This window comes from Gottfriedia sp. NPDC057991, assembly GCF_042886615.1.
Taxonomy (GTDB): Bacteria; Bacillota; Bacilli; order Bacillales; family Bacillaceae_G; genus Gottfriedia.
Map to the genome: position 1 here is coordinate 339,181 of NZ_JBHVQN010000003.1, position 26,467 is coordinate 365,647.

General features: G+C 31.8%; 22 protein-coding genes and 1 riboswitch. Of the genes, 7 read left to right on the top strand and 15 right to left on the bottom strand.

Annotation, left to right across the window (positions count from 1 at the left end; translation table 11 throughout):
* Window positions 1-29: 29 nt before the first annotated feature.
* From ACFVR2_RS13100 to ACFVR2_RS13110, 3 genes are all read right to left on the bottom strand, one after another.
* The gene (locus tag ACFVR2_RS13100; RefSeq protein ID WP_387362307.1) at window positions 30-1,223 is read right to left on the bottom strand and encodes a sensor histidine kinase; all 1,194 of its coding nucleotides are present in this window, start codon (window positions 1,221-1,223) and stop codon (window positions 30-32) included.
* A 291-nt stretch (window positions 1,224-1,514) separates the two neighbouring features.
* A complete protein-coding gene (locus tag ACFVR2_RS13105; RefSeq protein ID WP_387362309.1) occupies window positions 1,515-2,558 on the bottom strand; it encodes an LCP family protein in 1,044 nt (347 codons plus the stop codon).
* 84 nt (window positions 2,559-2,642) lie between these two features.
* On the bottom strand, window positions 2,643-3,263 hold the full coding sequence (locus ACFVR2_RS13110) for a YigZ family protein (RefSeq protein ID WP_387362311.1): 621 nt from the start codon (window positions 3,261-3,263) through the stop codon (window positions 2,643-2,645).
* A 1,346-nt stretch (window positions 3,264-4,609) separates the two neighbouring features.
* On the opposite strand from ACFVR2_RS13110, the gene ACFVR2_RS13115 reads away from it, so the two are divergent.
* Window positions 4,610-5,266: a sugar transferase gene (locus ACFVR2_RS13115; protein WP_025671303.1), complete on the top strand. Its 657-nt coding sequence runs from the start codon at window positions 4,610-4,612 to the stop codon at window positions 5,264-5,266.
* 537 nt (window positions 5,267-5,803) lie between these two features.
* Here the strand turns inward: ACFVR2_RS13115 and ACFVR2_RS13120 are convergent.
* The 4 genes from ACFVR2_RS13120 to ACFVR2_RS13135 form a co-directional block, all read right to left on the bottom strand.
* Window positions 5,804-7,441: an Ig-like domain-containing protein gene (locus ACFVR2_RS13120; RefSeq protein ID WP_387362313.1), complete on the bottom strand. Its 1,638-nt coding sequence runs from the start codon at window positions 7,439-7,441 to the stop codon at window positions 5,804-5,806.
* A 128-nt stretch (window positions 7,442-7,569) separates the two neighbouring features.
* Window positions 7,570-9,978: an SH3 domain-containing protein gene (locus ACFVR2_RS13125; RefSeq protein ID WP_387362315.1), complete on the bottom strand. Its 2,409-nt coding sequence runs from the start codon at window positions 9,976-9,978 to the stop codon at window positions 7,570-7,572.
* A gap of 307 nt (window positions 9,979-10,285) precedes the next feature.
* Window positions 10,286-10,903: a lysozyme family protein gene (locus tag ACFVR2_RS13130; RefSeq protein ID WP_387362317.1), complete on the bottom strand. Its 618-nt coding sequence runs from the start codon at window positions 10,901-10,903 to the stop codon at window positions 10,286-10,288.
* Between the two features lie 228 nt (window positions 10,904-11,131).
* The gene (locus tag ACFVR2_RS13135) at window positions 11,132-12,430 is read right to left on the bottom strand and encodes a TcaA 3rd/4th domain-containing protein (RefSeq protein ID WP_387362318.1); all 1,299 of its coding nucleotides are present in this window, start codon (window positions 12,428-12,430) and stop codon (window positions 11,132-11,134) included.
* 245 nt (window positions 12,431-12,675) lie between these two features.
* On the opposite strand from ACFVR2_RS13135, the gene ACFVR2_RS13140 reads away from it, so the two are divergent.
* Complete coding sequence (locus ACFVR2_RS13140; protein ID WP_387362320.1) at window positions 12,676-14,058, top strand: M48 family metallopeptidase; 1,383 nt, start codon at window positions 12,676-12,678, stop codon at window positions 14,056-14,058.
* Between the two features lie 174 nt (window positions 14,059-14,232).
* Here ACFVR2_RS13140 and ACFVR2_RS13145 read toward each other — a convergent pair whose 3' ends face one another.
* The 3 genes from ACFVR2_RS13145 to ACFVR2_RS13155 form a co-directional block, all read right to left on the bottom strand.
* Window positions 14,233-14,811 carry a YARHG domain-containing protein gene (locus ACFVR2_RS13145; protein ID WP_387362322.1) on the bottom strand — a complete coding sequence of 193 codons (579 nt, stop codon included), beginning with the start codon at window positions 14,809-14,811 and terminating at the stop codon, window positions 14,233-14,235.
* A gap of 199 nt (window positions 14,812-15,010) precedes the next feature.
* Window positions 15,011-16,165 (bottom strand): PQQ-binding-like beta-propeller repeat protein, encoded by a 1,155-nt coding sequence (locus ACFVR2_RS13150; RefSeq protein ID WP_387362324.1) that lies wholly within the window; start codon window positions 16,163-16,165, stop codon window positions 15,011-15,013.
* A 29-nt stretch (window positions 16,166-16,194) separates the two neighbouring features.
* Window positions 16,195-16,659 carry a hypothetical protein gene (locus ACFVR2_RS13155; RefSeq protein WP_387362326.1) on the bottom strand — a complete coding sequence of 155 codons (465 nt, stop codon included), beginning with the start codon at window positions 16,657-16,659 and terminating at the stop codon, window positions 16,195-16,197.
* 282 nt (window positions 16,660-16,941) lie between these two features.
* Between ACFVR2_RS13155 and secA2 the strand changes: the two genes are divergently transcribed.
* A complete protein-coding gene (gene secA2, locus ACFVR2_RS13160) occupies window positions 16,942-19,326 on the top strand; it encodes an accessory Sec system translocase SecA2 (RefSeq protein WP_387362328.1) in 2,385 nt (794 codons plus the stop codon).
* The gene (locus ACFVR2_RS13165) at window positions 19,310-20,218 is read left to right on the top strand and encodes an accessory Sec system S-layer assembly protein (RefSeq protein ID WP_387362330.1); all 909 of its coding nucleotides are present in this window, start codon (window positions 19,310-19,312) and stop codon (window positions 20,216-20,218) included. The genes secA2 and ACFVR2_RS13165 overlap by 17 nt, the downstream gene beginning before the upstream one ends.
* Before the next feature lie 111 nt (window positions 20,219-20,329).
* On the opposite strand, the gene ACFVR2_RS13170 is transcribed toward ACFVR2_RS13165, so the two are convergent.
* Complete coding sequence (locus ACFVR2_RS13170; protein ID WP_387362332.1) at window positions 20,330-20,863, bottom strand: competence protein ComK; 534 nt, start codon at window positions 20,861-20,863, stop codon at window positions 20,330-20,332.
* A 304-nt stretch (window positions 20,864-21,167) separates the two neighbouring features.
* Between ACFVR2_RS13170 and ACFVR2_RS13175 the strand changes: the two genes are divergently transcribed.
* From ACFVR2_RS13175 to ACFVR2_RS13185, 3 genes are all read left to right on the top strand, one after another.
* A complete protein-coding gene (locus tag ACFVR2_RS13175) occupies window positions 21,168-21,689 on the top strand; it encodes a sigma-70 family RNA polymerase sigma factor (protein WP_387362334.1) in 522 nt (173 codons plus the stop codon).
* Between the two features lie 542 nt (window positions 21,690-22,231).
* Window positions 22,232-22,362, top strand: a riboswitch (cyclic di-GMP riboswitch).
* A 35-nt stretch (window positions 22,363-22,397) separates the two neighbouring features.
* Window positions 22,398-22,535 carry a hypothetical protein gene (locus ACFVR2_RS13180; RefSeq protein WP_387362336.1) on the top strand — a complete coding sequence of 46 codons (138 nt, stop codon included), beginning with the start codon at window positions 22,398-22,400 and terminating at the stop codon, window positions 22,533-22,535.
* Between the two features lie 62 nt (window positions 22,536-22,597).
* Window positions 22,598-22,918 (top strand): helix-turn-helix domain-containing protein, encoded by a 321-nt coding sequence (locus ACFVR2_RS13185; RefSeq protein ID WP_025671315.1) that lies wholly within the window; start codon window positions 22,598-22,600, stop codon window positions 22,916-22,918.
* Between the two features lie 97 nt (window positions 22,919-23,015).
* Here ACFVR2_RS13185 and ACFVR2_RS13190 read toward each other — a convergent pair whose 3' ends face one another.
* Genes ACFVR2_RS13190 through ACFVR2_RS13205 form a run of 4 tightly spaced genes read right to left on the bottom strand, consistent with a single transcriptional unit; the run spans window position 23,016 to window position 26,184 of the window.
* Window positions 23,016-24,194, bottom strand: coding sequence for a hypothetical protein (locus ACFVR2_RS13190; protein WP_387362338.1), 1,179 nt, complete (start codon window positions 24,192-24,194; stop codon window positions 23,016-23,018).
* 26 nt (window positions 24,195-24,220) lie between these two features.
* The gene (gene lepB / locus ACFVR2_RS13195; protein WP_387362340.1) at window positions 24,221-24,793 is read right to left on the bottom strand and encodes a signal peptidase I; all 573 of its coding nucleotides are present in this window, start codon (window positions 24,791-24,793) and stop codon (window positions 24,221-24,223) included.
* A complete protein-coding gene (locus ACFVR2_RS13200; RefSeq protein WP_387362342.1) occupies window positions 24,793-25,359 on the bottom strand; it encodes a hypothetical protein in 567 nt (188 codons plus the stop codon). Before ACFVR2_RS13200 ends, lepB begins: the two co-directional genes overlap by 1 nt.
* 54 nt (window positions 25,360-25,413) lie before the next feature.
* Window positions 25,414-26,184 carry a hypothetical protein gene (locus tag ACFVR2_RS13205; protein ID WP_387362344.1) on the bottom strand — a complete coding sequence of 257 codons (771 nt, stop codon included), beginning with the start codon at window positions 26,182-26,184 and terminating at the stop codon, window positions 25,414-25,416.
* Window positions 26,185-26,467 lie beyond the last annotated feature (283 nt).

The window sequence follows — 26,467 nt, forward strand, 5'->3', positions numbered from 1 at the left end:
CACCAAAAACATGAAATAAAATTTTACTTTTAAAAATTTTCAGACGTTTTATTTTGAAATGCCATTTCTAACTCATTCTCTATTTCTACATCTAAAGTGATTCTAATTGTCGTACCTACGTCTAGTATAGATTCGATTTTAAAATCACCGTTCAGTAACTCAACGCGTTCTTTCATTCCTATTAATCCAAAAGAGTTTTCGCTCTGGCCATCTCCAACAGGAAAACCAACTCCATCATCCTGAACGAAAACATTAATTTTATTTCTTAAAAACTCTAATCTTACAAAAATTGTTGATGGATCAGCATGCTTACATGCGTTTTGAACCGCCTCTTGGACGATTCTAAAGATCGCAACTTCTATTTTTGAGTTAAGTCTTTTTTTGCTTTGACCACAATATTCAAATTTAATTTCAATATGCTTATACGACTCAAGCGATTTTAAATATTTATTAAGGGCTGGAACTAATCCTAAATCATCTAATGCCACTGGGCGTAGATCGTATATAATTCTTCTTACTTCCCCTAGCGCACAACGGACTTGTTCCTTCATATCACTTAATTCCTTTCTTGCATCCTCTTCTGGTCTTTGGCGATATGTTTTAATTAAAAAATCTGACTGCATTAATATACTAGCTAACGTTTGGGCAGGCCCATCATGTATTTCACGTGATAACTTTATGCGCTCTTCTTCCTGAGCTTGTATCAATTGAAACCCAAATTCTTGTTTTTGTTTTACATCTTCAAGTAAATGACTAACTTGCTTAAAGTCTGTATTAAGGTAGTTTAAAACAATTGAAATACGGGCAACTAACAATTCGGCTTTTTGTAGTTTCGCTAACAAAATCTGAAGTTTATTTACTAATTCTTTTCTACGATGGTTTAGAACTTTTTCTTCTTTTAATGAAAGAAAATGCTGTTCCTGGATATTTCGGACGGTTTCATATACTGCCTTTACTTGAGATTCAGTATACCTAGCATAGTCCCCATCTACTTCAGTTAATTTTTGGCGTGCCGCTCGTGCTAATAAGTCTAATCTAACCGTATTTTCAATCTTCTCTACTACTTGTAATTTTACTTCTTCAAGCTCTACTCTTAATATCTCGTATTCAGAGCGAGTATCTTCAACAATTCCAAACACATGGGACTTACTATCTATAACAGATGAGAGCATATTATTCATGATTTCGTCTAGTGTCTGATTGTCCATTTTCCTAGCTGTCATTCACCTTTTCCCCCATTAGCCTATTACTAAATGACTAATAAATTTATGTATATTTAATATTATAATGTAATTAGGATTATAATTGTACAAAAATTTGAAATAACCAAAAATTTTTATATTTTCCGATTCAACCCTTATATTACCAATATATATTGGTATTTTATTATAAGCTTTAAAAAATAAATACCCTTCTATAACATCCTTAACACAATGTTAACAAGTATTACAAATATATTACGATTGACCCAATAAAAAAGCTGATTCCCGTAAAAGAATCAGCTTTTTGCCTATTTATTGTTTGGTACTATTTTCATTTTCAGAACTACTATCTGAATTGATTGTATTAGTTGTATTTTTTGCAGGTGGTTTTTCTAAACCTAAGTGAACACGGAATTTGCTAGTAATTTCTCTTACGCTCTCCTCTTCAGGAACATAATAGTAAATACCGTGAATCGTATCGTCGTGACCTTTTAGTTTTATTGTTTCTAAGTCATTTACAGTGATATTAGGTAAATGCTTCGCAAGTGAAATACCACCACTCATTTTCATGTTCGTACTAATATTTTTACTGAACACTTTCGCATATTGATCCATTTTCATGATTGTTTCAGGTGATTTTATTTCATTTAAGATCGCTTTAATTACTTGTTGTTGTCTTTCTTCACGTCCAAAATCACCACGAGGATCACGTTTACGCATACGAGAATATGCTAATGCCTGTTGTCCATCTAAATGCATCATACCTTTTGTAAAGTAAACCTTTTTCCTTGGTGTAGTATCTGTATTTTCCCAGAAGTCAAAAGGTACATCAACATCTATCCCACCAACAGCGTCAACTATGTTTTTAAAGCCATTAAAGTCGACAGTAACGTAATAATCAATTGGTACATTTAAGAATTGCTCAACTGTATCAACTGTTAATTGTAAACCGCCATATGCATATGCATGGTTTATTTTAGTTTTATCTGCATGTCCAGGGATACTTACATATGTATCACGAGGAATACTCATTGTTTTAATTGTCTCCTCTTTTGGATTAAAGGTAGCAAGGATCATCGAGTCAGTTCGTCCACCCTTTCCTCCAGTTGAATAGTTCTCAATCCCTAAGAAGAGAATCGATATTGGATCTTTCGATATTGCAACTTTTTCATTTCTTAAGTTTGAAGAAATGTCTTCTCCTTTTGTTGCTTTATTTAATTCAAGATATGTTCTAACGCCTTTATATCCTACAAACACTAGGGCTACTACAATAATAAGTAATAATAGCCTACCAATTAAGCCTCTCTTTTTCTTTCTTCTTTTCTTGGCCATTTTTCGAGAATGATTCTGATTCATTTGTTCGAAGAGACCTCCTTTAAAGTTAGTATGAATGTTCTATTTGAAATTAGTCAAAAATTCACTATTTAAAAAGCTAAACTACTACATGTATTTAACAATACTTTCATTTATATGGCAACTACCATTTGTTAACTCAATCATCCAGTTTTTGAAGATATCTACTTCATCAATCTTAATCCAAAGTTCAAAGCTTACATCTTCCATGTGGTTAACATTTTCTAAATGATAATGTGAGTTACGTAAAGCGAACTCTACTTTACCTAACAATTTATAATTAATCTTTATGTTCAGTACTTTTACTAATGAGCGCTCAACAATTCCAACAGCGTTTAACCCTTCACTGACTGCCTGTCCATATGCACGAATTAGTCCTCCTGCTCCAAGCTTTTTACCGCCAAAATACCTTGTTACAACAACAACAGTATCTTTTAATCCTCTCTTTTTCAAAACTTCTAACATTGGAACCCCAGCCGTACCACTCGGTTCACCATCATCATTGGCTTTTTGAATTTCATCATTTTCACCGATTAAATAAGCTGAGCAATTATGAGATGCATCAAAATGCTTTTTTTTAATTTCTGAAATGAATCGTTGCGCATCAACTTCAGTTTTCGCTTCATTTATGTAACAAATAAATTTCGATTTTTCAATCTCAATCTCATGACTACCAAAGCCACAAACCGTGAAATAATTCGCTAGCATTTAACACCTAACCTTTCGACTAAATTAAACAAAAATTTCGACTCACTTCAATATATTACTACAATTATTCATTCCATTCCTTAAAAAACACTAACATTCTTCAAAAGTAAGTATTTACTGACAAGATTTTATACAGTAACATTAGTAATAATGCTTAATAATCTGGTTGGAAACTTTAAGCAACTACAATATGATCAGCCGATTTGATCTAATCATTTCATACAAAAGTAAAGTTTTCATATGCATACGAATATCAAACTGTCTATCCGCTCTGCATAAAAAAATTTATATCAATTACTGCTTCCACTTCAAGAGATTCCTACTCAATTTAAATTAAATTTAACAATATTGAAAACTAAGTGATATCCATTTCATCTATAATCATATCTAGTCATATCCCCACTAATATTTGTTTTTTCATTTACTAATTAAAGTTATATACAAAAGATTATTCTGCTTACGCCTTTTTCGAGAAAGAAGATTATTTAAACGATCAAAAAATATTAGAATCATATTTCTTCTGCGGTAATAAGTTTAATAATGCGGTGATTAAAACTGCGGTTAATACGAGCATTTTATTTACCATCATATAATTAAAAATTGACACTCCACTCTGAAAATTATATATAGTCCTTTATGAGACTTTATAAATTATAAATTGCGCCCACTTAATTCAAAGCCAAATATAACAGCAATGAAAAGTGCAAAACGAATGTTTGTCATAAGTTTAAAAATCTTGAGCAATTACGAAAGAGGGAGTTGATTTTTGGAAGAACAGAAAAACAGGATTACTTTAGATTTAAAGTAAGGATAAAAAACCTAAATTTATTCATAATAAATTATAAGGAGAATCATCAAAATATTGTTATTACATACCCAATTACAAAACAAAGGTTATTAAAAGGTAGTAAAATCCTCTTTTATTCTTATAGTAGAATGCTTTTATTTAGTTATTTTCTTACAATAACGTATGATAATGCATTTAGTATGGAGACATCTATTTGGGGGCTTTAATTTCTTTGGAAAAGTGCTATTCAACGCGACGTATTTTTCCACTTACTTTATGCTAAAATAATAATAACTAAAAAGTCGACCTGGACAAAAACTTGATCTATTACTAATTAATGTAATGCCGATTAATAAATCATTCTTGCACACACTATAAGTGTAAGGTACCCTTGTGAACTTTTTATGTGGAGTAATAAGCTTGTAACATAAAATTAATTTGATTTTTTTCTGCGAACATTTATAATTGTTATGATGTTATACAACGTAAACGTTATACATTAGGACATGTTGCAATGCACTTGCAAGGATGGGCCTAAATTATAAACTGGGGTGTTTAAATGGCCTTACAGAATACTCAACAAAAGGTTGAAAGCCGATATTCCATTCAACAACTTGAGTCATTAAAAAAGAAAAGTATTTTTTATTCATTTATAAAAAGAACATTGGATATTGTCTTTGCGTCGCTCGCGTTTGTGATTTCTTTACCATTCGTATTGTTCTTTATTGCTTTAATTAAAATTGATTCCCCTGGCCCTGCTCTTTTCATCCAAGAACGAGTTGGATTAAATGGGAAAATTTTTAATATTTACAAGTTAAGAACAATGCGTATGGATGCAGAGATAAATGGACCACAATGGGCTAGTACGGATGATCCTCGTATTACAAAACTTGGTCACTTCCTTCGAAAAACTCGTATCGACGAATTACCGCAGTTTGTCAATGTCTTACGCGGAGATATGAGTCTTGTTGGTCCTAGACCTGAAAGAGCGTTTTTTTTAGTCAAATTTAATCATGAAGTACCAGGCTTCACTAATCGCTTAACAGTCAAACCAGGATTAACTGGTTGGGCACAAGTGAATGGCGGGTATGAATTAACACCGAAAGAGAAGTTAGTCTTGGATTTACATTATATTGAACATCGATCAATCATGTTGGACATTCGAATTATGTTTAAAACAATTAAAGTTGTCTTAACTGGTGAAGGTGCTCGTTAAGTAATATAAGACAAGTACAGAATTCTCTTAATTAAAAATAAGAATAATTTAACAAAAGGCCTTTTCTCAATTGGGAAAAGGCCTTTTAATTTCTTTAATAATAAGTTATATTGATCATTAAATATTTGTTAAGGTAAAAAAAACACTTTAAATTCCGAAAATTACCCACAATTTCTGAAGTTTATTAACAATTTGTGGATAACATATAATACTTATCCACAAACCACTTGTTTATAAATTAATACAAGCAGCTAAGAAATATTAAGATACGACAAAATTCTTCCAAAATAAAAAATGTTAAACATTTCTTCCTGTCGATAAATACTAATTTTATTCACAAGTTATCCACATATTAAAACAAATTGCATTCATCTTAAAAAGATTATGAAAAAGCAGATTCTCGTCTACTAATTTATCTAGCATTAGAAATGAAGCCAAATATACAAAGTTTGTAACAAATATATTTACTCTTTCCAAAAAGAACTTAAAAAATCAAAAAAAAACAATGCAATAAGAAAAAGCCTTATCGCATTTTAACTATTTTACAACTTTAATCGTACGAACACTTTTGTTTCCTGATTTATCAATGACATACACCTTTAAATATGTGTTTGCTTTCTGTACTTTTATTGACACAGAAAATTTACCACTAGAATTAACCGAGCTTTGACCTATTAATGTACTTCCTCGATAAACCTTCACTGAAGCATTTTTCTCAGCACTACCTGTTACAGTTTTTGATTTTGAAGTAACTTTATTAACAACTGGAAGAGCTGGTGGTGTTTTATCTAATACTTTTAAAGACTTTGTTGCACTTACATTTCCAGCTTTATCCGTAGCAGTTACACTAACTGTCGATCCACTTTTTTGCTTTGAAACTGTAAACTTATAGCTTTTATTTGATGCGGCTGTTGTGCTTTTTTGAAACTTGCCATTAATATATAGTTTAACTGTAGAACCCGCTTCTGCTGTTCCTGTAACAGTAGTTGATTGATCTGAAACTGTACTCATAGTTGGTGTTGTAGGTTTTGTTTTATCGATCATAAATTTAATAGTTGTTGTATTCGCCACTTTACTTTTTACAACAAGTGTATAGCTACCTACTTTTGATATCAAATAATCATTATTAATACGAGTTCCATTTAATGTCGCGACTCCCTCATTAACATGGATTTTTACGTCTTTATTATAAAATGCTCCATTAGCAACCCCAGTTACCATAGGATTAAGGTAAGCAGATGGTATAAAACCTATCTTTCCATCTGGACTCTTCACTTTAAACCAAACGAATTGGTTATGGTCGTTACCTATATCAAACTTAAATTCATCATAAATTGTTAAGGTTGTGTATTTATTAAGTGTTCCTAATTCTTTTTTCAAAGTACTTGAGTCAGGTCGTAATTTAACTTTATCCACTGTAACATACGCTAAATCTCCCTTTTTCATAAAATATGGAGATTCATGAAGACCCTCATTTATTGTATAAAGCGGAACTTTGAACACAATATCCTCATCACTATCAGGACTGTAATCAAAATCACTAGTCGTAAACGGGAATTTCGCTAAAATATTTGGGCCATCTTCATCCCTTAAGTAACTCTGCATTTCAAGCAAATTTAATACAATTTCTTGATAGGCAGCAGTATTTATTTTGCCATAGTTAGTTCCCTGTGTTTTAATAATTGGACTATTAACCCGCTTTATTCCATTATAAGCCATAATTGGAAAATACCAGTTCTCAATAGTATGACGATTCGCATCCTTAATCCTTGGTAAAGTGTATGTGCCATCTGTTTGTTTCCAACTATATTTCTCGTTTAAAATCTCAACACCAGCTTGAATATTATATGCAATATCGGTTTTTAACCGCTTCTGATCATATCTAGGTTGATTTGTAATTTGCATAATACCAATTCCACCATCGGATGACAATTTTGATTGTTTCCACCCTGATTCCCTCCACGCAACTGTCTTTACGACCTCTGGCGGAATATCAGCGTTGATTGCAGCGTAAGTCAGCAAACAATTAATTTGTTGAAGTGAAGGTGATTTCACTTTACTAGCGTCGCCACACTTCGAAGTCCAAGTTGTGTTTGTTTCTGCACTGGCTTTTCCATTAAACAAACTTACTGTTATAGCTGTAATTAAGCCAAATTTCAGTAAAAAAGATTTCATTGTATATTCTCCAATCTACCTAAATATGAAACAATGTAACTATTTTATCATATTTCATTTATTAACTTTCTATTTCTCTATAAATCTCATAAAAAAAATGGCTCAGTTTTTCCTGAGCCATCAAAAAATTATTTTAATTCTTGTTTAACATAACTTGAAGATACCCATCCAAAGCTTCCGTTCGCTAATTGGATTTTATACCATTTTTTTGTACTATCCATTGTTAAAGTACCATCTGTATTTGTAACAATACTTACATAAGTATTAAGGTTCAATGTACCAATTATATTGTTTTCAGCTGTAGTTGCAGATGAGCGCACGTTTAAAGCATCTGTTGTTCTACCTAAGTTTTTAACAGATAAAGTTTGACCATAGGCATTTAACTTGATACTGTTTGTCCAAAAAACATTCCCATCAATTGATAATTTAATCCAATAATCATTTGTTTTTTCAAGAAGAAAGAAGGCGGTACCAGCTGCAATCGATTTCACTTTAGCCGCATCTCCCTTTGCAGTGTACAGATCAATGTTTCCTTTTGCAACTGCTTGGATATTAGCAGGGAATACGTCACTACCAACAGGAGTAGATGGACTGCCTGGAATCGTAGTATTCGGTTGAGCTTTATCATAATACGCTTTATCAAACGGTAGAATTTTTTGCATATGTTGAGCAATCAAATTACCCCAGTTTGGATCAGTCGCGTAATAAAAATTCATCCCTTCACTCGCTGCATCTATTCTTACATTACTCATATCTTTTGTACTAAAACCAAGATACGCACCATGATATTTCCAATTACTTGGATTTAAATAGGTAGACTTAATTGAGCGTGCAATATACTCTACATTTTCTTGTACACTCATAAATTTGTATGATGCTATATATGGTGTTGCATCATATGAACCAAAGCCAAATAAGTTATTTTTTCCTAACGAAATTTGAGAAGTACCAAATCCACTTTCATGAATAGCATGTGCTGCTAAATAAAGTGCATTTATACCATATTTATTTCCAGCATCAATAAATAATTGTCCTTGATTAGTCAGTATACTCTTAGCTCCGCTTTTCACATTACTAGCAATATAGGTATTAATTTGCGTAGCAGTTACAGGCGAAGGTGTACGCAGATCGATAAACTGGTAGCTATCTCTTGATGTCATTGGGTCACCAGTTTTAACTTGTTTGATATATGATCCAAATACATATCCTGTTTTCCCATTGTAACTAACCTTATACCAATTGTTAGAAGCTTTATCAGTCGCAATTATAATCATATTAACGGGAATTACTGTAAGCAATGGTGAAGAAGCATCATACGTTTGACGTATATTTAATTCTGAAGTCGTAATATATGTCGTATCTGTTATATTAGTTATTGTCACGACATCACTTTTTCCGAAATCCACTGCTCTTACATATCCACTTACACCGTTATAAGTCACACTATACCAATTACCAATTTTTTTGCTAATCGGGATAACTGTATCCTTTGGAATTTGAATAAGCTGTTTTGATGCATTGCCGAACAATTCATATATATATGTTGCATTAAGTGCTTTATAATTCGTAGTAGTAAGCGTTGTAAAGCTATTTGCAGTTACATCTTCACTCTTAACATAAAGATTTTGCCCATTGTAATTAATTCGATACCAGAGCTTCCCTACTAAATCTGTTGCTTTTTGAGTTGAGGTAAAGCCATTATCTCCACTAACTGTAGTTACTACAGGTTTAGTTGCATCTGGAGTTGTATATAAGTTCGTGACTGCTTTCGTAAAATAATATGCAGTACTTGTTGTTTCATATTTTATTTCATTTACTTTTGTAAAATTATTAATATAAACATATCCCGTTTTACCATTAAACGTGACGATATACCAGTTACCAACACGTTTTGATGATGAAATGATCGTACCACTTGGAATACTTGATAGCACTTTAGACGATATACCATAAGTTTGATATAAACTTGTATTTTTAATTGCTTTATATTTTGTTTGGGCAAATGTAGCTACAGCACTTTTCGTAACATCTGCGCTATTTACATACAATGTTTTGCCACTATAACTAACACGGAACCATGTTTGGCCAATGCTATTTACAATGTTTTGAGTACTATAAAACCCATTATTAACAACTACAGAATATACTGCAGCTTTTTTGTTATCAGGCGTTGTATATAGTTTAGTAGTTTTATTTGTAAAATAATAAGCAGTCGCTTGAGCAGTATATTTATAATACTCCTTTAAATAAGTACCACTTACCCAACCAGTTTTTGAACTATAAGTCACTTTGTACCATTTACCATTTCTTTGAGTAGCAGTAATTACTTTTCCTTTTGGAATAGTCAAAATTGACTTATAGGTTGTACCTGCACCCTGTCTTAAATTTAGATTTGCTGTCGTTTGATAATTCGATTTAATATTTACGATCGCTGCACTCGCTTTTGATGTTTCCAAACCAATATTAGGACAGGAAATGCTGGAGGTTCCTACTAAAATGCCTGTTGATACCAAAAGTACTCTTCCCATTTTTTTCATGTATCTAACTTTCCTTTCCTACCATTTTTACATTTAAACCGTAGAATAAAACAATCCAATTCTATTAAGCTAGTAAAATTAATAAATTATAAATTTTTTAAAATGAAATTAACAAAAAATTAACACTAAAGTTAAGTATAAGTCATAAAATGTCGGAATTTGAATTGTTTTGTTCAATAATTATATCGGTAAAAAAAGGAAATTGTTTTGTTTTATCGAAACGACAACCATTTTGTAACTAAATTGACACAATTCTAAAAAAAAAGTTAAAAAGTCCATAAAGAAGACACTTACTCTTCTTCATGGACTATGGTTTTCCTACTATATTATGTTTAAGCGGGACTAAAACCTCAAAGTACTTTGTTTTTTTCATTACTTTTTGACTATATGTGAAGTCACCATAACAATATGGATATCTGAAATTTTTCTTATTATTATTACACGTATAAAGCTCAGGATTCGTTTCCACCATCGATAGTGAATACGTTTTAGCAAGTTGATCTGAATGTTTGCCTCCATGTGTTTTTACAAAATCAATATAGGCAATTCCCATATTGTAACTTTGTATTATGGTTTGTAAATCAACGCCTTGTTTTTTTCCATAGGAATACACGTCTTTAAAGTGTGAAACCCCTTGTTGTATGCTTTTTGAAGTATCATGAATACTATCCTTAGCAAGTCCTAGTGATTCTGAAGCCTGCATTGGATCTTTCCCTTTCCCCTTCGTTTCTTGCATCATTAGACCTAGTAATAAAGGAGTGTATTCTTCTAAATTAGACGCCTTTAATTCAGTATAAACTTGTGTTTCATACTTCAACACATCTTGGAAATAGTAACGATAGATCGCAAATAACCCAATAATTGACATCAGAAGTGTAAATAAAAGAAGTCTTTTAATAAATTTCCACATTCTATTCTTTTTCATTACCTCCAAACATTTCTCTTTAATACATTATAACGAATATTCCTATTTAAAAAAACAATGTGCTAAAACTACATATATTTGACATTAAAATGTGAAAAAAGAAATATTTCTTTTAATAAACATTTAATAAGAATGTTGCCCTTTTAACCACAGCTTAATAATTACGGACTCCTCCAACTCTGAATCAACAAAAAAAGTCCAACCTAAATTGGACTCTATTACTACAATTTATTTTAGCTCTTTTACTTCTACTATACGATCCATTTTTAATTCATCATTTTCTCTTGAGAAGTGGTAAGTAATTTCGAATGTTTTCACTTTCGTTTTTCCCTTTTTATCAGTTATCTCATACGTCTCATTTGTTGTAATGATCATACCCGAATCATCTTGCTTTGAATTTTTCATAGAAAAGCTTGTGAGTTTTTGCGTTGTATCCTTTTTCTTAATTTTGTCTTGATATTCCTTAGACTGTAAGAATGCTTGGCCATTTTGATTAAACAATCCGTTGATTAGTTGCTTTTCTTCTAAATCAGAAGAAGGCTTAGGACTAGGTAAATACTTATCAAAAAATCGTTTAAGTCCTGCAAAGAAACCATCTTTTTGACCTGAATCGTCCTGATTTTCAACTGGCGTATCAAACATTAAATCCACATATTTTCCTGTAACTGGAATATCATCCGTTTTAAATAACTCACCATTCTTTTCAATTTCAGCGTGAACTACTGTTTTACCATTTAATAAAAACGGACCAAATCGATCTAAATCACTTACTTTTTCCCCAGTGTCTTTTCCATTTACAAAAAGTTCCGCCTCAGGTTCGTTTGAGTAGATTTGGACATAACTAACATTAAAAGTTAATTCCTGTGATAACTTATTTTTTGTAGCAGAAGAAAAATCTATATCAACTGCATCCTTAACATCACTATAAACACCTTTATATGAAACAGCCAAAGTGTACTTTCCAGGTAAAATTTTGCGGTATGTTGTTTCGTATTCGTCTGTATTCAAATGTGTAATATGATTATTTAATTTTAAGTCAATGTCGTCAATTGGCGAAGAAATCTTTAATTCGAATGGTTGGGCACTTATTAAATACGTTTGATAAATCCCTAAAAATTTACTACCCTTTTTAATTGAAAGCACATAATTTCCACGACCATCTATTAACTTACTATTAATCACTTTATTATTTTGAATCATATCGTCTAATTTATCTAATACATTATAGCTATTCAAGTAATCCATAAATGCGATTACTGAGTCTTCATCTAGGGATGCCCCGGTACCGCCTTTTTGTAGCATATGTGTAACTTCTTTATAATTATTATCTGACACAGCTTTATCAAAAACCTTCACTAATCTTTTAGGCGAATTTAAGTAATTTAATGTTAAATGTGTAATTAATATCGCGATTATTGGTATTAAAATAAACATCCATTTTCTTTTAAAACTAGGTATTCGTTTTTTTCGCATTGTTCGTATGCCCGCTCTTGACAAGGAATTTTGTTCTCTAAACTGAGTTTCCATTTATTTTTAACTTCCCCTTAAATTTTCATTCTAAATAATGCTTGTTTTTACTATATAAATTGAATCTAAATAAATACTTAAAAAAGTAAACTATAGTCTATCATACTATTTTTTATTTAAAGGGTAAAAAGAAATTTTTTGAATACTTAGTGGAAGTAATTGGTTTCATTTCTCTTAAATATATGTATGACATCCTCTCCATTTACTTGTTAAACTATAAGAATTGAGAGATAGGAGGAGAGAAATTGAAGCCGTTAGTTAATCGGAAAGAATCGATTTATTTTATATTACTTTTAATTATTAGTATTCCAATTTATTTATTACTAATTTTAAGTGGTGTTGGTCTTATTATTTTAGGAGTTTTAATCGTTTTACCACTCTTTGCCCATTTAGTTTTTACTGCCCACATACGTATAAATGGTGTTAAGATTACTGAAAAACAATTTCCAGAAGTATATTTGAGAACAAGAGAAATTTCAAAGGAAATGGGCTTTTATTTTCTACCAGATGTTTATGTAATCCAATCTGGAGGACTATTAAATGCCTTTGCTACACGTTTCTTTGGTCGGAATATGATTGTTTTATATTCAGATCTATTCGAAGAGATTGAATCAAACCCAAAAGTAGTTGATTTCGTGATTGCACACGAGCTTGCACATATTAAACGAAATCATATTTTAAAACAAGCTTTAGTATTACCTGCAAATTGGGTTCCTTTTTTAGGTTCAGCTTATTCACGTGCATGTGAGTATACAAGTGATCGAATGGCTAGTTATTATATAAATGATTTTGAAGCATCGACTCAAGCACTTACAATGTTAGCAGTTGGTCGCAAATATTATCAACGAATTGATCAACGTGAATATTTATTAAATAGTAGTAATGAAAAAGGTTTTTTAATTTGGTTAAGTGAACGATTAATGTCCCATCCAACTTTACCAAAACGTATTAACGCTTTGCATCATTTTAATAATGTAGAAAGCGATATTCTATTTAAAACACCAAAACGTGTATACGGGATTGCTGTAACTGTATTTGCATTGTCGTTTGGAGTTTTAGTCGGTGCAGGTTTATTAGTAGAAAAAGCGATTCCACTAGCACAATCATTCATTGATGGATATTTAGCTGCGGAAACACCATTAACGCAAGCAGTACTTGATAACGATGTTGAACAAGTTAAACAGTTAATTGACGAAGGTGCAGACGTAAATGAATTGAATGATGACTACGAGTCTCCACTTCTCGTAACTTCATATACTGATGAAGACCATCTTAACTTGGAGATGTTAAAGTTATTACTTGATAACGGAGCTGATCCTTCTATAGGAGATGCAGATGATTGGACAATCTTACATGCCGCTGCTTCTATGGGAGACAAGCAAGCAATTGACTTACTACTAAAATACGGAGCAAATATTAACCAGCAAGACAGTTCTGGGGAAACACCTATTTTTGATACAACATATGAAGTAGATGATGTAAAAACATTCCAGTACCTTATTAAAAAAGGTGCAGACTTATCAATAAAGAATGTGGATGGAATGACAGTAAAAGAAGTAGCAAAGGAAAATGAAGCAAAGAAAATCTTAAAATGGATAGCTAGTCAAGGAACCGAGATTAACCTTTAAGACCTACACAAGTATGTATTTTCTTATCAAAAGCATTGTATTATAGCAAATAAAAAAGCAAAGTTCATTAATCACTGAACTTTGCTTTTTTTTATAGCTTATTACTAATTAATTACTTGATACAATTGAAGAAGGAACTGTTAGTGTTTCTCTTAAGATTTTTCGTATATCCAACTATTCCTTTGATTTAATTAAATTCAAATTAAATTGTTCTACATCATTAAGCTGTCCGCCATATGCTGGATTAGGTTTATACCAAGACTTCGAGCTGAAATAAATCGTCAAGTCACTAGATTTAAATACTAAACCGTGCCTAGCGTAGATTTCATTTCTAGCTAAACGTAAATCATTTGGAGCTAACTTAGTTAGATCTGCATTCGTTAGTTTTCTACTATTACTACCTGGTAAAATATAATCTTTTGATTGCTTTTCTTCATCGGTAACTTTTGTTTCCTTAGTAGTTGTTTCTTTAGGAACTTCCTTAGATTTTGTTTCCGTCGTCTTTTCACTTTTTGTTTCTTTTTTTACATCCTTATCTGCTACTGCCTCTGAAGAAGCATTTTTTGGATGAATATTACCTTCGTTCATTATTTTTGGGTAGACATAAAAAATTGCTGTAGCACCTATTATTAGTACTCCAGCTATTGAGAGTATTAACGAAAAGTATCGTTTACTACTAGAAACATCTTCCTTATTCTTAAGTTTTCTATGTTCTGAACGACTTTCAACTTTATTTTCTCCCTTATTAGCCAAATCCTTTCACTCCCCTAATACAGTAATAAATAGATACACTTATCATATTATCTAATCTATTTGCTTAAAATCCAATTATTTTAATAGAAGTTTAATATGTTATTAACACAATTGAAATGACCGTTTTAAAAAAAATTATACAAATAAACAAAAAATCCCTAGCTCCTCAAATGGAATTAGGGATCATTCACCACTATATTTATTGGATATTGACGCTTATATATTTACCTCCTCTAGTTCCAACAATTACTTGTTGGCCAACTACAACTGGAGAGGCCTCAATATTGGCACCTAGATTAATTTTATTAATAATTTTTCCGCTACCACTAATTAAGTACATGTTACCAACAGAATCACCTTGAATTAAGTAAGCTTTATAATCTTTAGTATAAACCGCTACTGTAGAAGACCACGCATAATTTGGTAAATCTAAATGCCATTTTTCTTTTCCAGTAACAGTATCATAACTAATTAATAAGCCACCATTCATCGTTTTATACCTTGAAATATTAAAAATAACCTGTCCTTTTAATGGTCCAGTTCCAACAATTGGAGTCGCCAACAGTCCACCATTAACTGGATGATTACCTTTTATGGAATAACCTGGTATTTTCTTCTCCCAAATTACTTTACCAGTAAGTCCATTTAACTTTTGAATGCGTGCATAACCCTTAGTTCCTTGTTTATCGATTTCGGAACCTGTGTATAAAAACGGTGTACCATTAGAATTCTCAATGACAATTGACGCATCCGTATCGTCATATGCATTATTTGCCCAAATTGGCCTTTTCTTAATAATATCCAGCGCTTGAATACCACCACCATTATCGGCGAAATATGCAATGTTTTTGAATACCGCTACTGAATTTTCAATACCTTGGTAAGAATTATTTTTTAGTTTATATCGATATTTTGAAATGACTGGAGAAATTTTTATCTTTTTAGCCTTTGGATCATATTTAGTATTTAGTTTTATAAAATAAACTAGTCCATTTTCCCCGCCAACTAACATGGCATCATCATCTCGGTTAAATAACGCAGAGCCATCAAAAGCACCCCAACCACGGAAAGAATAAGAATCTATTCCAGGAATAAATGCTAATTGAGAGCCATCAATTAGACTAAAAATCCTCATACCTATTTTTCCGGTTTGTGGTATACCTTGTCCAACGTATAAAAGAGGATAACCACGTGGATCAAGAGCCACACTACCCTTAATCGGATTTTGAATATTAATTGGATTTCTTGTTTTCTTACCTGTTATCAAATCTAAAAAGTAAACTCTTCCATCTAAAGACCCATAAACTACTTCTTTAAAGTTTGACTTTGTTTTAAATTGAGAATATAAATTCATAATTTTTTGTTCTTGTGGTTTCCATTCAATTACGCTAGGTTGACCAGTCCATCCTGAACCCCCGCCCCATCAGATGAAGAAGAAGTTTGAAAAGACCAGCTCTTAACTAACTTTTGCTTTGAAATAACTGTCGTTCCCATCGAACCATTATTTCGGAAAGGTCCGCCCCGAAAGCTCAATATTCCATTAATAGTTTGATACTGCTCTGGGAAAGGCTTTGTAAAAACTTTTGTACTATTACTGAAACTATACGATAGGTTTTTACTACTTGGGAGCGGATTCAGTTGAAGTGCTTCCCATTTTTTTTGTTGATTTGTCTCAACCTTTTGAAGTGTTGATTGTCCACTACTCTTTTGATTTGTTGCAGCTTTTACTTCATTATTACTTATTAAATTGGTCTCATGTTTAGTGCCTCTGTGTTTCAACGATGGTGAACTAAATATACTTGTTAAAAGTATTGCAGCAGAAAAGATTATACCGATCTTTGTCTTCAATTAAGCTCTCTCCCTCATATCTTAGTAGACTATTAATATGAAACTACTAAGATTATATATAATAGGAAGTAAGCAATTTGTCACATTTTGAAATTATCTAGTTATTTTTACTTAAAGATTGCTTTGCTATATTTTGAATGCTAATAGTTCTTACTCTATTGTTAACAATTAAATTTTCAATCTTTTCAATGAATTCCCACTATTTACACCTTGAGTCCCCTAAAACTTATGTTACATTTAAAGAAGAGGTTTGATAGATTACCAGCTTAGGAGGGAACACCCTTGATCCAGACTTTGCAAAAAATTATTGGCAATCGGAAATTAAAAGAGTATGAAAAAGTTGTTCAAGAGATTAATTCAAAGGAACCATTCTTTGAAAGTCTAACCGATGAAGCTTTACGTAAATTTACTTATCTATTAAAGCAAAAAACTTCTAATAAAGAAGCTGTTATTCCTGAAATTACGATAGATGCTTTTGCTCTAGTGCGTGAAGCATCAAAACGTGTTTTAGGGATGCGCCATTATGATGTTCAATTGATCGGCGGACTTGCATTACTAGATGGAAATATTGCCGAAATGCCAACTGGGGAAGGAAAAACATTGGTTTCTTCATTACCTGCCTATACTCGTGCGCTTGAAGGAAAAGGCGTTCATATTATTACCATAAACGAATATTTAGCCCGACGCGATGCGGATCAAATTGGGCAAATTCACAAATTTTTAGGTCTTACAGTAGGTTTGAACATTCCCAATTTAACTTTGGAAGCTAAAAAAGCTGCATACAATGCAGATATTACTTATGGAATTGGAACAGAGTTTGGTTTTGATTATTTACGCGATAATATGGTCACTTCTTTAGTTGAACAAGTTCAACGTCCATATCATTATGCAATTATTGATGAAGTTGACTCAATATTAATAGATGAAGCAAAAACACCACTAATTATTGCCGGAAAAAAACCCGCGCATTCACACTTATACTCGCTATGTGCGCGCTTTATTCGTACGTTTATAAAAGATAGAGATTATTTTTTAGATGAAGAAACTAATGCAATTACTTTAACTGAAGAAGGTATTTCAAAGATTGAAAAAGCCTTTATGATTGAAAATTTATATGACCTAGAACATACAACACTTTTCCATTATGTTCATAACGCATTGCGAGCCTATTTAACATTTGAACGCGATGTTGATTATATTGTTCAAGATGGCGAGATTCGACTAATTAACTTATTTACTGGCCGGATTATGGAAGGACGCTCATTAAGTAACGGTCTCCATCAAGCAATCGAGGCAAAAGAAGGATTAATAACAACTGAAGAAAATCATACCGTTGCATCTGTAACAATACAAAATTATTTCCGTATGTACCCAATTCTTTCTGGCATGACTGGAACTGCGAAGACGGAAGAAAAAGAACTCCTACCTGTTTATAACATGGAAGTTATTCGTATTCCTACTAATAAACCGGTAATCCGTATTGACCACGAGGATATTGTGTTTGAAAAAACAGAAGAAAAACTCAGAGCAGTTCTGGCTGATGTAAAATTACGACACAATAAGGGACAACCAATTCTAATTGGAACAACCTCCATTCGTCAATCTGAAATTTTCGCGGAATTATTAGAAAAAGATTCGATTAAGTTTCAGCTCCTTAATGCAAAAAATGTTGAAGAAGAAGCAAATATGATTGCTCTAGCTGGTCGGAAGTGCATGATTACCATTTCAACCAACATGGCAGGTCGGGGGACTGATATCTTATTAGATGAAGGTGTATCAGATTTAGGTGGTCTTCATGTAATTGGAACCGAACGTCATGAAAGTGAGCGTATTGATTTACAATTAAAAGGGCGTGCAGGGCGACAAGGAGATACTGGTTCATCTCAATTCTATCTATCTTTAGAGGATGAATTATTTGTAAAATATAATCCAGAAAAGCTAGAGAAATTATATAAGAATCTACAAGCTGATCAATTTGGTAAGCTACTAAATTCTACAATACATGACTTTGTTTCATCTACACAAAAGTTTTGCGAAGAAAAACAGTCCTCAATTCGTGATTGGCAGCTTAAATTAGATGGTGTTGCGAATGAACATCGCCGTATCATTTATCAGTTAAGAAATAATTTTTTGCAAAATGAAATTGGTATAGACTGGTTTATTGGTCAAGTTGAAGTAACTGTTGATCACTTATTAATGCAATTCTATCCTAAAGATAGTACACCTGAAGATTGGGATTTACTTGGAGGAAAAACAGCACTTGAACAACTTATACCACCACTTCGAATAGATATTGAACATTTTAATACTGAACAAGAGATTTGGCATAACGTAAAAGAAGCTTATTCAGTATATAAAGATGTATTAAGTGGTATGGAGGAAGAGAAAAAAGTAAAACTTATTAGTATTTTAAAAAGCACGGCATTAAGTACTATAGATTTATATTGGACTGAACATTTAGAGCATTTACAACAATTGATTGAGGGGATACACTTAAGACAGTATCAACAAGAAGATCCAGTTCGACTATATGAATTTGAGGGATTTACTCTGTTTGAACATACTTATAACTCAATACAACAAGAAATATCAGCAAGTCTTGCTTCAACATTTCAAGAATTATCTTGTCCACAGGGGGTAGTAAAACAAAATGTTATCATCGATTAAGCGTTTATTACAAAAAGGTAAAGATTCAACAGTTTCATCGAGCGATTTATTGCAACAAACATCTACTGATCAAGCAGTTCAAGTTGAAGAAAACGAAGTGGTTGAAATTTTCCCTAAAATCTCATTCCATCCATTAATGCATATTGAAGACGAAAAGCGTTATGTTTATCAATTTTTAAATAACGAGCTTTCTCCTTTAAAACCAAATCAATTATCATTATCTGCAATCGAACTTGAAACTAATGATGACGGTAGTGCAACTGTTACAGCATTCGTTCGCAACAGTTTAGAAAAATTAGTCCGTTTAGAAGATGCTATTCTTTTATTGATTAGTGAAGATGGAGAACTGTTAGCTAAAAAAGGATTTAGATTGGAAGAGCTTGGCGAAATGCCTCCTTGCAGTAGCCGACCTTGGCGCTTTGTATTTGAACGAGAGTATTTACTAAAAGAGGATTTACCTGAAACAGGATTTGAATTAGCATTTGATTTATCAAAAACTATCCACAGATTAGATATAGATCCATCATGGGAAGGCCGACTTTCTGAAGAACAAATTACAGAATTGAGCAATCTTGTAAATTCTTTACCTAAGTTACGTATAAATGAAGTGAGCTTACATGCTTTACGAGCAAGCTATAATGAAGAAGGAAACTTAGGCGTTAATATTTTAGTTCGAAATGGATCAACACAAGCTGTTAATCTAGAATTACTACCACTAGAAATGTTAAATGAGAATGGGGAAATAATTGCGAAAGGTTTATTCACACTACCTCCATTAACAATCCAGGCAAATACGAGTAAACCATGGACATTTATCTTCCCTAAAGAACTAGTAGAAATAAATGCGTTCTCACAATGGACAATCAGAATACCTGATCAAGAAGTTATTTAAGGCATAATTAAAACATAGATTTAAATAGTTTGAAAGCAGGATTTATGATCAAATAAGATCTTAAGGCCTGCTTTTTGTATTTCCTGACCCCTAAAACAACTTGCCTCTAGCCTACCCATCAGAAGAATATCCTTCTATTAACTCCTTAATCATCATTAACTTTTCTTCATCTGATTTTAGCTTATATTCTACTTTCTGACTTAAATACATACTAATAATCTTTGTGGCTTTACTAATTTGTTTATCAAAAATGTAATAAGAAACTGGTAATGTCCTCTCCTCTCCATTTCTAAACTGTATTTTTGTTTTTCTTTTCTCTTTTATATATTTATTTATTTGGATAAAATTTAGCCATTTACAAGATATGTTATTTTGCGAAGATGTAGGAATCATAATAATTGATAATGTGGGATTAATCATAAGAGGAATCTTTTTCATAGTTGGATATTTACTTTTTACGACTTCGAGATGACCTTTAATAGATTGATTATGGTAGAGAGCAGATTCTTTCAAGATTGCTTTCATTGGCCGTTTTGAATAGATTACTCCTTTGTTTTTGTCTGTTATTTTGGTTAGATACTCTGGATGATCTGCAGCTTCAATCAGCATTGTTTCATACGTTACAACATAATCTAATTTTGACATATATGCCTCCTTTGAGGATTTTTTACATATCGATTATATCAAAATTATCTTTCAGTATTTTTGAAACTTCTATGACCGTTTAGCCAGTGTTTTAGTAAACTTTACTTCTTTTAAAAATATAAATAGATAAAATTTCATTTGATTATTTCTGGCAAATTTAAAGTTTTAAATTCAATACTCAACTTTCACTCTATTTTTTTATTCTTAATTGATGTTTCCAAATATGATATATTTCTTATATTTTTATATAGTTACTTCACCGCGGAATAAACATAAGGGCATGCCTTTAAGAAAGGCATTAAACATGAAATGTAGTGAAGAACATTTAGTTTATGAAGTTTTTTCAGGAAAATTGAAGCCAAGTACATTTGAGGAATGCTTAAACCAGTATTCCCGAATGATAAAATCAACTATGAAAAAGCTACATATATACAAAAACTTTGATGAATATTATCAAATTGGTCAAATAGCCTTATGGATGGCTTATCAACACTATCAAAGTGATAAAGGGAGCTTTTCAAATTATGCTTTTGTTACAGTAAGAGGCTATTTACTAAATGAGCTATCAAAGGCAATTAAATATGATGAACGAAATGTAGTCGTAGAACAAAACCATGGGGATGTAATTTATTACGACGAGGTATTTTCACTAGATCATTTTATAAGTTTTCTAGATGGTATTTCCCCCCTACAGAAACAAATTCTAATTAGACGTTTCTATTACAATCATGAGTTTCCACAAATCGCATATAGCCTAAATATGAATGAATCAAGTGTTCGATCTAGTTATCGTTATGCATTAAAAAGACTAAGAAAATCAAAATAAAATTTTAAAAATATAGATCATCCAAAAAATAATAATTTCATCATTAATAAATGTACGTTTAATGTCCGTTTTTCCTATTGACTATTTTAACACTCTGAATAAAGTAATCTAATTAATGATTACTTCATTTTTTATCAAATTACCACAGTTTCAATGTCTTCCAATTAACCTATTACTTTCTTCCTACTTATGTGTCCACCTAGACTATGTCACTGTGACTAGAAATTCAATTTTTATTATCATTTTCTTCTGATTTGACATAAGGCAAGAATATTATTCTAAAATTACTAATTTTTTCCAACTGATTGTTAGTATTTCGACATTTTTTTATCCAATGTCGAAATCTATTTTCTCAAAATTTTTCCAATTGTTTCAAATATAAAAAAACACCTTGATTTATCTAATGCATTTAATATAATTGAAATATTAGTAATATTATTGTTTTTTTTGAAACTACAAATTCCTACAAACTACGTATTGGAATCATTATATAATTGTTATATAAATTTTTTAAAAATTGTAATAAATACACCAGAACTTTCACTAGAAAAAGGCAAACCAATTGAGAGATTGGGACGCAAAGCCACTGATCTTAGTTGAAAATATAGAGAAAAAGCACTAGTTCACTGTATTTTTTAACCATTAAACGAACTAAGATAGCAGGGTTACCTAGGTATTTTATACCTTAATTTTAGGAGGCCATTATCCATGTACAGTGAATTGGAAAAACATTCTGCCGAATTAAACTGGATCGACTTACTACTTGAATGCATTGAAGTAGGCATAAGACCTGATGAAGTGCGGTCATTTCTTTACAATTGCGTTAAAGATTCATGTCAAAACTAGGAGAACTACTCCCTACTATGATATACTTTTTGTAATAGTCAAAAAGATATGGAGTAGCTTATATGATTGGAGAACGAATTAAAAAACTACGTTTACAACATGGAATGTCACTTACAGAGCTTGCAGAACGTGCTGGTATCGCAAAATCTTACATAAGTTCGATTGAACGAAATCTACAAAGCAATCCTTCAATTCAAGTACTTGAAAAAATTGCTGGCGTCTTCAATACAACGGCAGAAAGCCTCCTGAAAGATGATATTGATCCAACAAAAATTATTGATTCTGAATGGATGGATATCCTTCAAGAAGCAATTAATTCAGGTATACCAAAAGATGAATTATTAAAATTTATTGAGTTTAATAAGTATAAGCAAGGCAAATAAACCTTCAAATTAAAATGTCTCCATTTTAATTTGAAGATTTTTTTTCTAACAAAAATAAGAAGGGCACTCTTCAAATGGAGAGTGCCCTTCTTATCATTTATTTACGTAAATCATATTTTAAAGAAATATTATCGATGTATCCAGCATCCTTACCTGCGCTTCCAGATTTATCTTTAGCATATGTAAGTTTTAACACATGTTTACCTGGTTTGATTCCAAGATTTACATTAGACCAGTGGTTATCTGTTCCTGATGCATCGACAAGAACATTGCCATCTAATGAAATCGTTAAGATATCCTTATTTAGTTGTGAAAGAACTAAATAATCAAAAGATAAGAATGCGTTATATGCGTTATCTGGTACATTAATTGTCACTTCAGCAGTAGAAGAACTACTATTAGAAATGTTATTACTAATTAAATAATAATCAGTTTTCCCATCTACTTTTGAATTAATTCTTTGCCAATCACCAGCAATTGAAAATGGTGAACTTGCGCTTTCAAAGTCTGCTAGAAAACTATTTTGTGGTGCATATACCCCACTAGCTAAAGCATCTAAATCATTAAGTGTATCATTTTTAATACTTGTAGCTTTAGTAGCTAATGCTTTCGATTTTTTGAATTCTAAGTCATTTGTTGCAGTATTAATAACATCTGTTATTCTAGCAATTTCACCTGCTAAATAGTCTTTTAGTTTTGCATCACTAGTGCTTTTTTGTACTTCAATTAACTCTGCTAAACTTGCCTTTGCTTTATCTAATTCATCTTCTAAAGCATCAAGCGCTTTTGCTTGCTCAGCAGTAATTGATAGTTTACCGTTTGCAACTTGTGAACTGAAGTCTGGTTTTAATCCATTTACTTCAGATTCAACTCCGCTAGTAGTTTGTCCATTTAGTTGGTTTACTAATTGGGCAAATTCGTTTGGCGTATTTTGTTTAATGCCAGTTAAAGCATTGTTGATCGCTTCAACGTGTTCGTTTGACTGACCATTAATTGAATTAGCTCCTGCTTGAGATAATTCGCCTTGTTTATTATTTACCCCATCTTCTGAGTTAGATAAAAAAGAACCTAATCGATCCTTCATGGCACCAATTGCATCTGTAGTTTTCGAACCTAATTTACTACTTACAGTTGATTGTGCGTCATTTAATAGTTGAGAGGCAAAGTTTGTAAATAATGCTCCAGCATTAGTAGATGCGAATGCAGTACCTGTTGTTAAAATTCCTGCAGCCAATATACCGACTGCAACTTTCTTTTTAATTGATTTCTTCTCCATTTTCCTTCGTGCCTCCATTAGACAGATTACACTTTAAGTGGTTTTGCAATTTTATGAATTGGTAAAATTGAAATAAGTACATACCCCTTAATATCTTTAATAGGTATAAATCCAAAATCTTTACTTCGACTATCGTAGCTAATTCCTGGCTCTCGATTATCGCCCACAACAAATAAGTCGTTTTTAGGAACCGTTATTTTTTCCATATCTTCCGAAGTCCCATTTGTAGAGATTTCAGGGACTGGTTCGTTATTTACATAAATAACTCCCTTTTTTATAAAAACCGTGTCTCCAGGAACACCCATTATTCGTTTTACAACATCAAATCCTTCAGATTCTAATCTCATAATCGCTACATCACCTAGCTCTGGATCATGAGTAAAACGAGCTAGTTTATTCACTAAGACTACATCCCCATCATTTAAAGTAGGGTACATCGAAAATCCGCTGACTTTAGTAAGCCCAACTGTATTTAGTAAAATTGCTAAAAGAACACTTAAAATCAGAAAGAATTTCAGCCATTCAATTAATGATTGACTAAAAGTTTTCGTACTTTTTTCTTCTAATGTATTTTGTTCTTCAATTTTAGTAGCACCCATTACTGTTGACCTACATCACTAGACTGTTCTTGGCTGTTTCTATCTTGTGAATCATCTTTTTTCGAGTTAGATGTTTCATTTTCATTATTTGAGTTCAACTTAGGAATCTGTTGGTTCATCTCTTCTTTTGCTTGTTCCTGAGCATTCTGTATAATTTTATCAATTCTCGCTTTTGCATCTTGTACATCTTTTTCATTCTTACTATCTATTTGTTTAATCAATTGATCTCCATACTTTTGAAGCTCTTCTTGTGATTCTAAGCTTTTTTGTGTTGCATATTGTTGAATTTCTTCAGCAGATTCATTAGACTTCTCTTGCACCTCTTTAACTAAGCGTGCTTTTTGCTTAATTGTTTCTGCTTCTGTCATGCCAATAATATAATCACTTGCTTCCTGAGTTTGTTTTTTTGTCCATGCAGTCATTGCTGCTGGTAAATTCGTATCAGCAAATGAAAACGTTGTCGCGATTAGTAACCCACCGCTTAACGTAACAAATCCAATTAAAAGCTTATTAAATTTTTTGGAGATCCATGTTTGTTTTTTAGTTTTTTCAGTATTATTCTGCATAATTTACCTCCCAATGACTACAATGAAAAAACAAACTTTTAAGAAATTTACTTTTTACTTATTAATTGCATCTACTAAATCTTGTAGATCTTTAGTTGCATCGCTAACAGTTTGTTTTTGCGTATCCTCTAAAGTTTTGATAGAAGCTGCTTCTTGTGCATCAATTTCAGCTTTTAGTGAAGATTCGATACGAGTTATCTCAGATGATAAGTGCTCTAAAACAGCTTTTTCAGAATCAGTCGCTTGTCCATTAATTAGAGTAGAGATCTCAGTTTTAGCATCATTAATTTTTTGTGTTAATGTGTTCACAGCTGTTGTACGAGAAGAATTTAAATTAGATTGAAGTTTTGTATCCGCACTTTTAGCAACCGCTGAAAGCTGTGTGTTAAAGCTACTATTTAATGTATCTGATAATGCATTTAAATCAGATGTTGTTTTACCATTTGTTGCTGAGACATAGTTAGCAAAATCACTAGGGATACTCATGTTTAAAGCTGCCATAGCTTCAGAAATTGCCGCAATATGCTCATTTAAAGCCGCACTAATTTGTTGATTTGCCAACTTTGTTTGAGCATCTCCTACTGATTCGATTGTGTTTGCAGCATCAACTTTGTAATTATTTACGTTAGTTTTCATATCTGCAACTGAAGAATTATATTTTGAATTATATGATGTAGAAAGCTCTGATTTTGCATCGGAAGTTTTCGTATTAGCCCAGTTCGTTAATAACTCACCAGCATTAGTACTTGCGAATGCGATTCCTCCAGAAATAACTAAACCAGCAGATACAATACCTATTACAACTTTACTCTTAACCTTTTTCATCTCTTTCTCTCTCCCTAAATTGTATATAGTTTGTATTTTGTTCTTCCATGAGAACGTATACAATTTAACTATACAAAAGACTAAATAATCTAACAATTGAGTTGAATCCTTATAAAAAGTGTTATTTTGACAAAAAGCGACGTGAATTTTGTTTTTTTAAATCAGTTTTTGACGAACACTGTATTTATTTGTTATTTCCTGTCGTAAAAACAGAACTTTACTAACTATCACTCTATTAACTAGTTCTTTTTACATATAAAATGTGAAATTGATTAAACGTAAA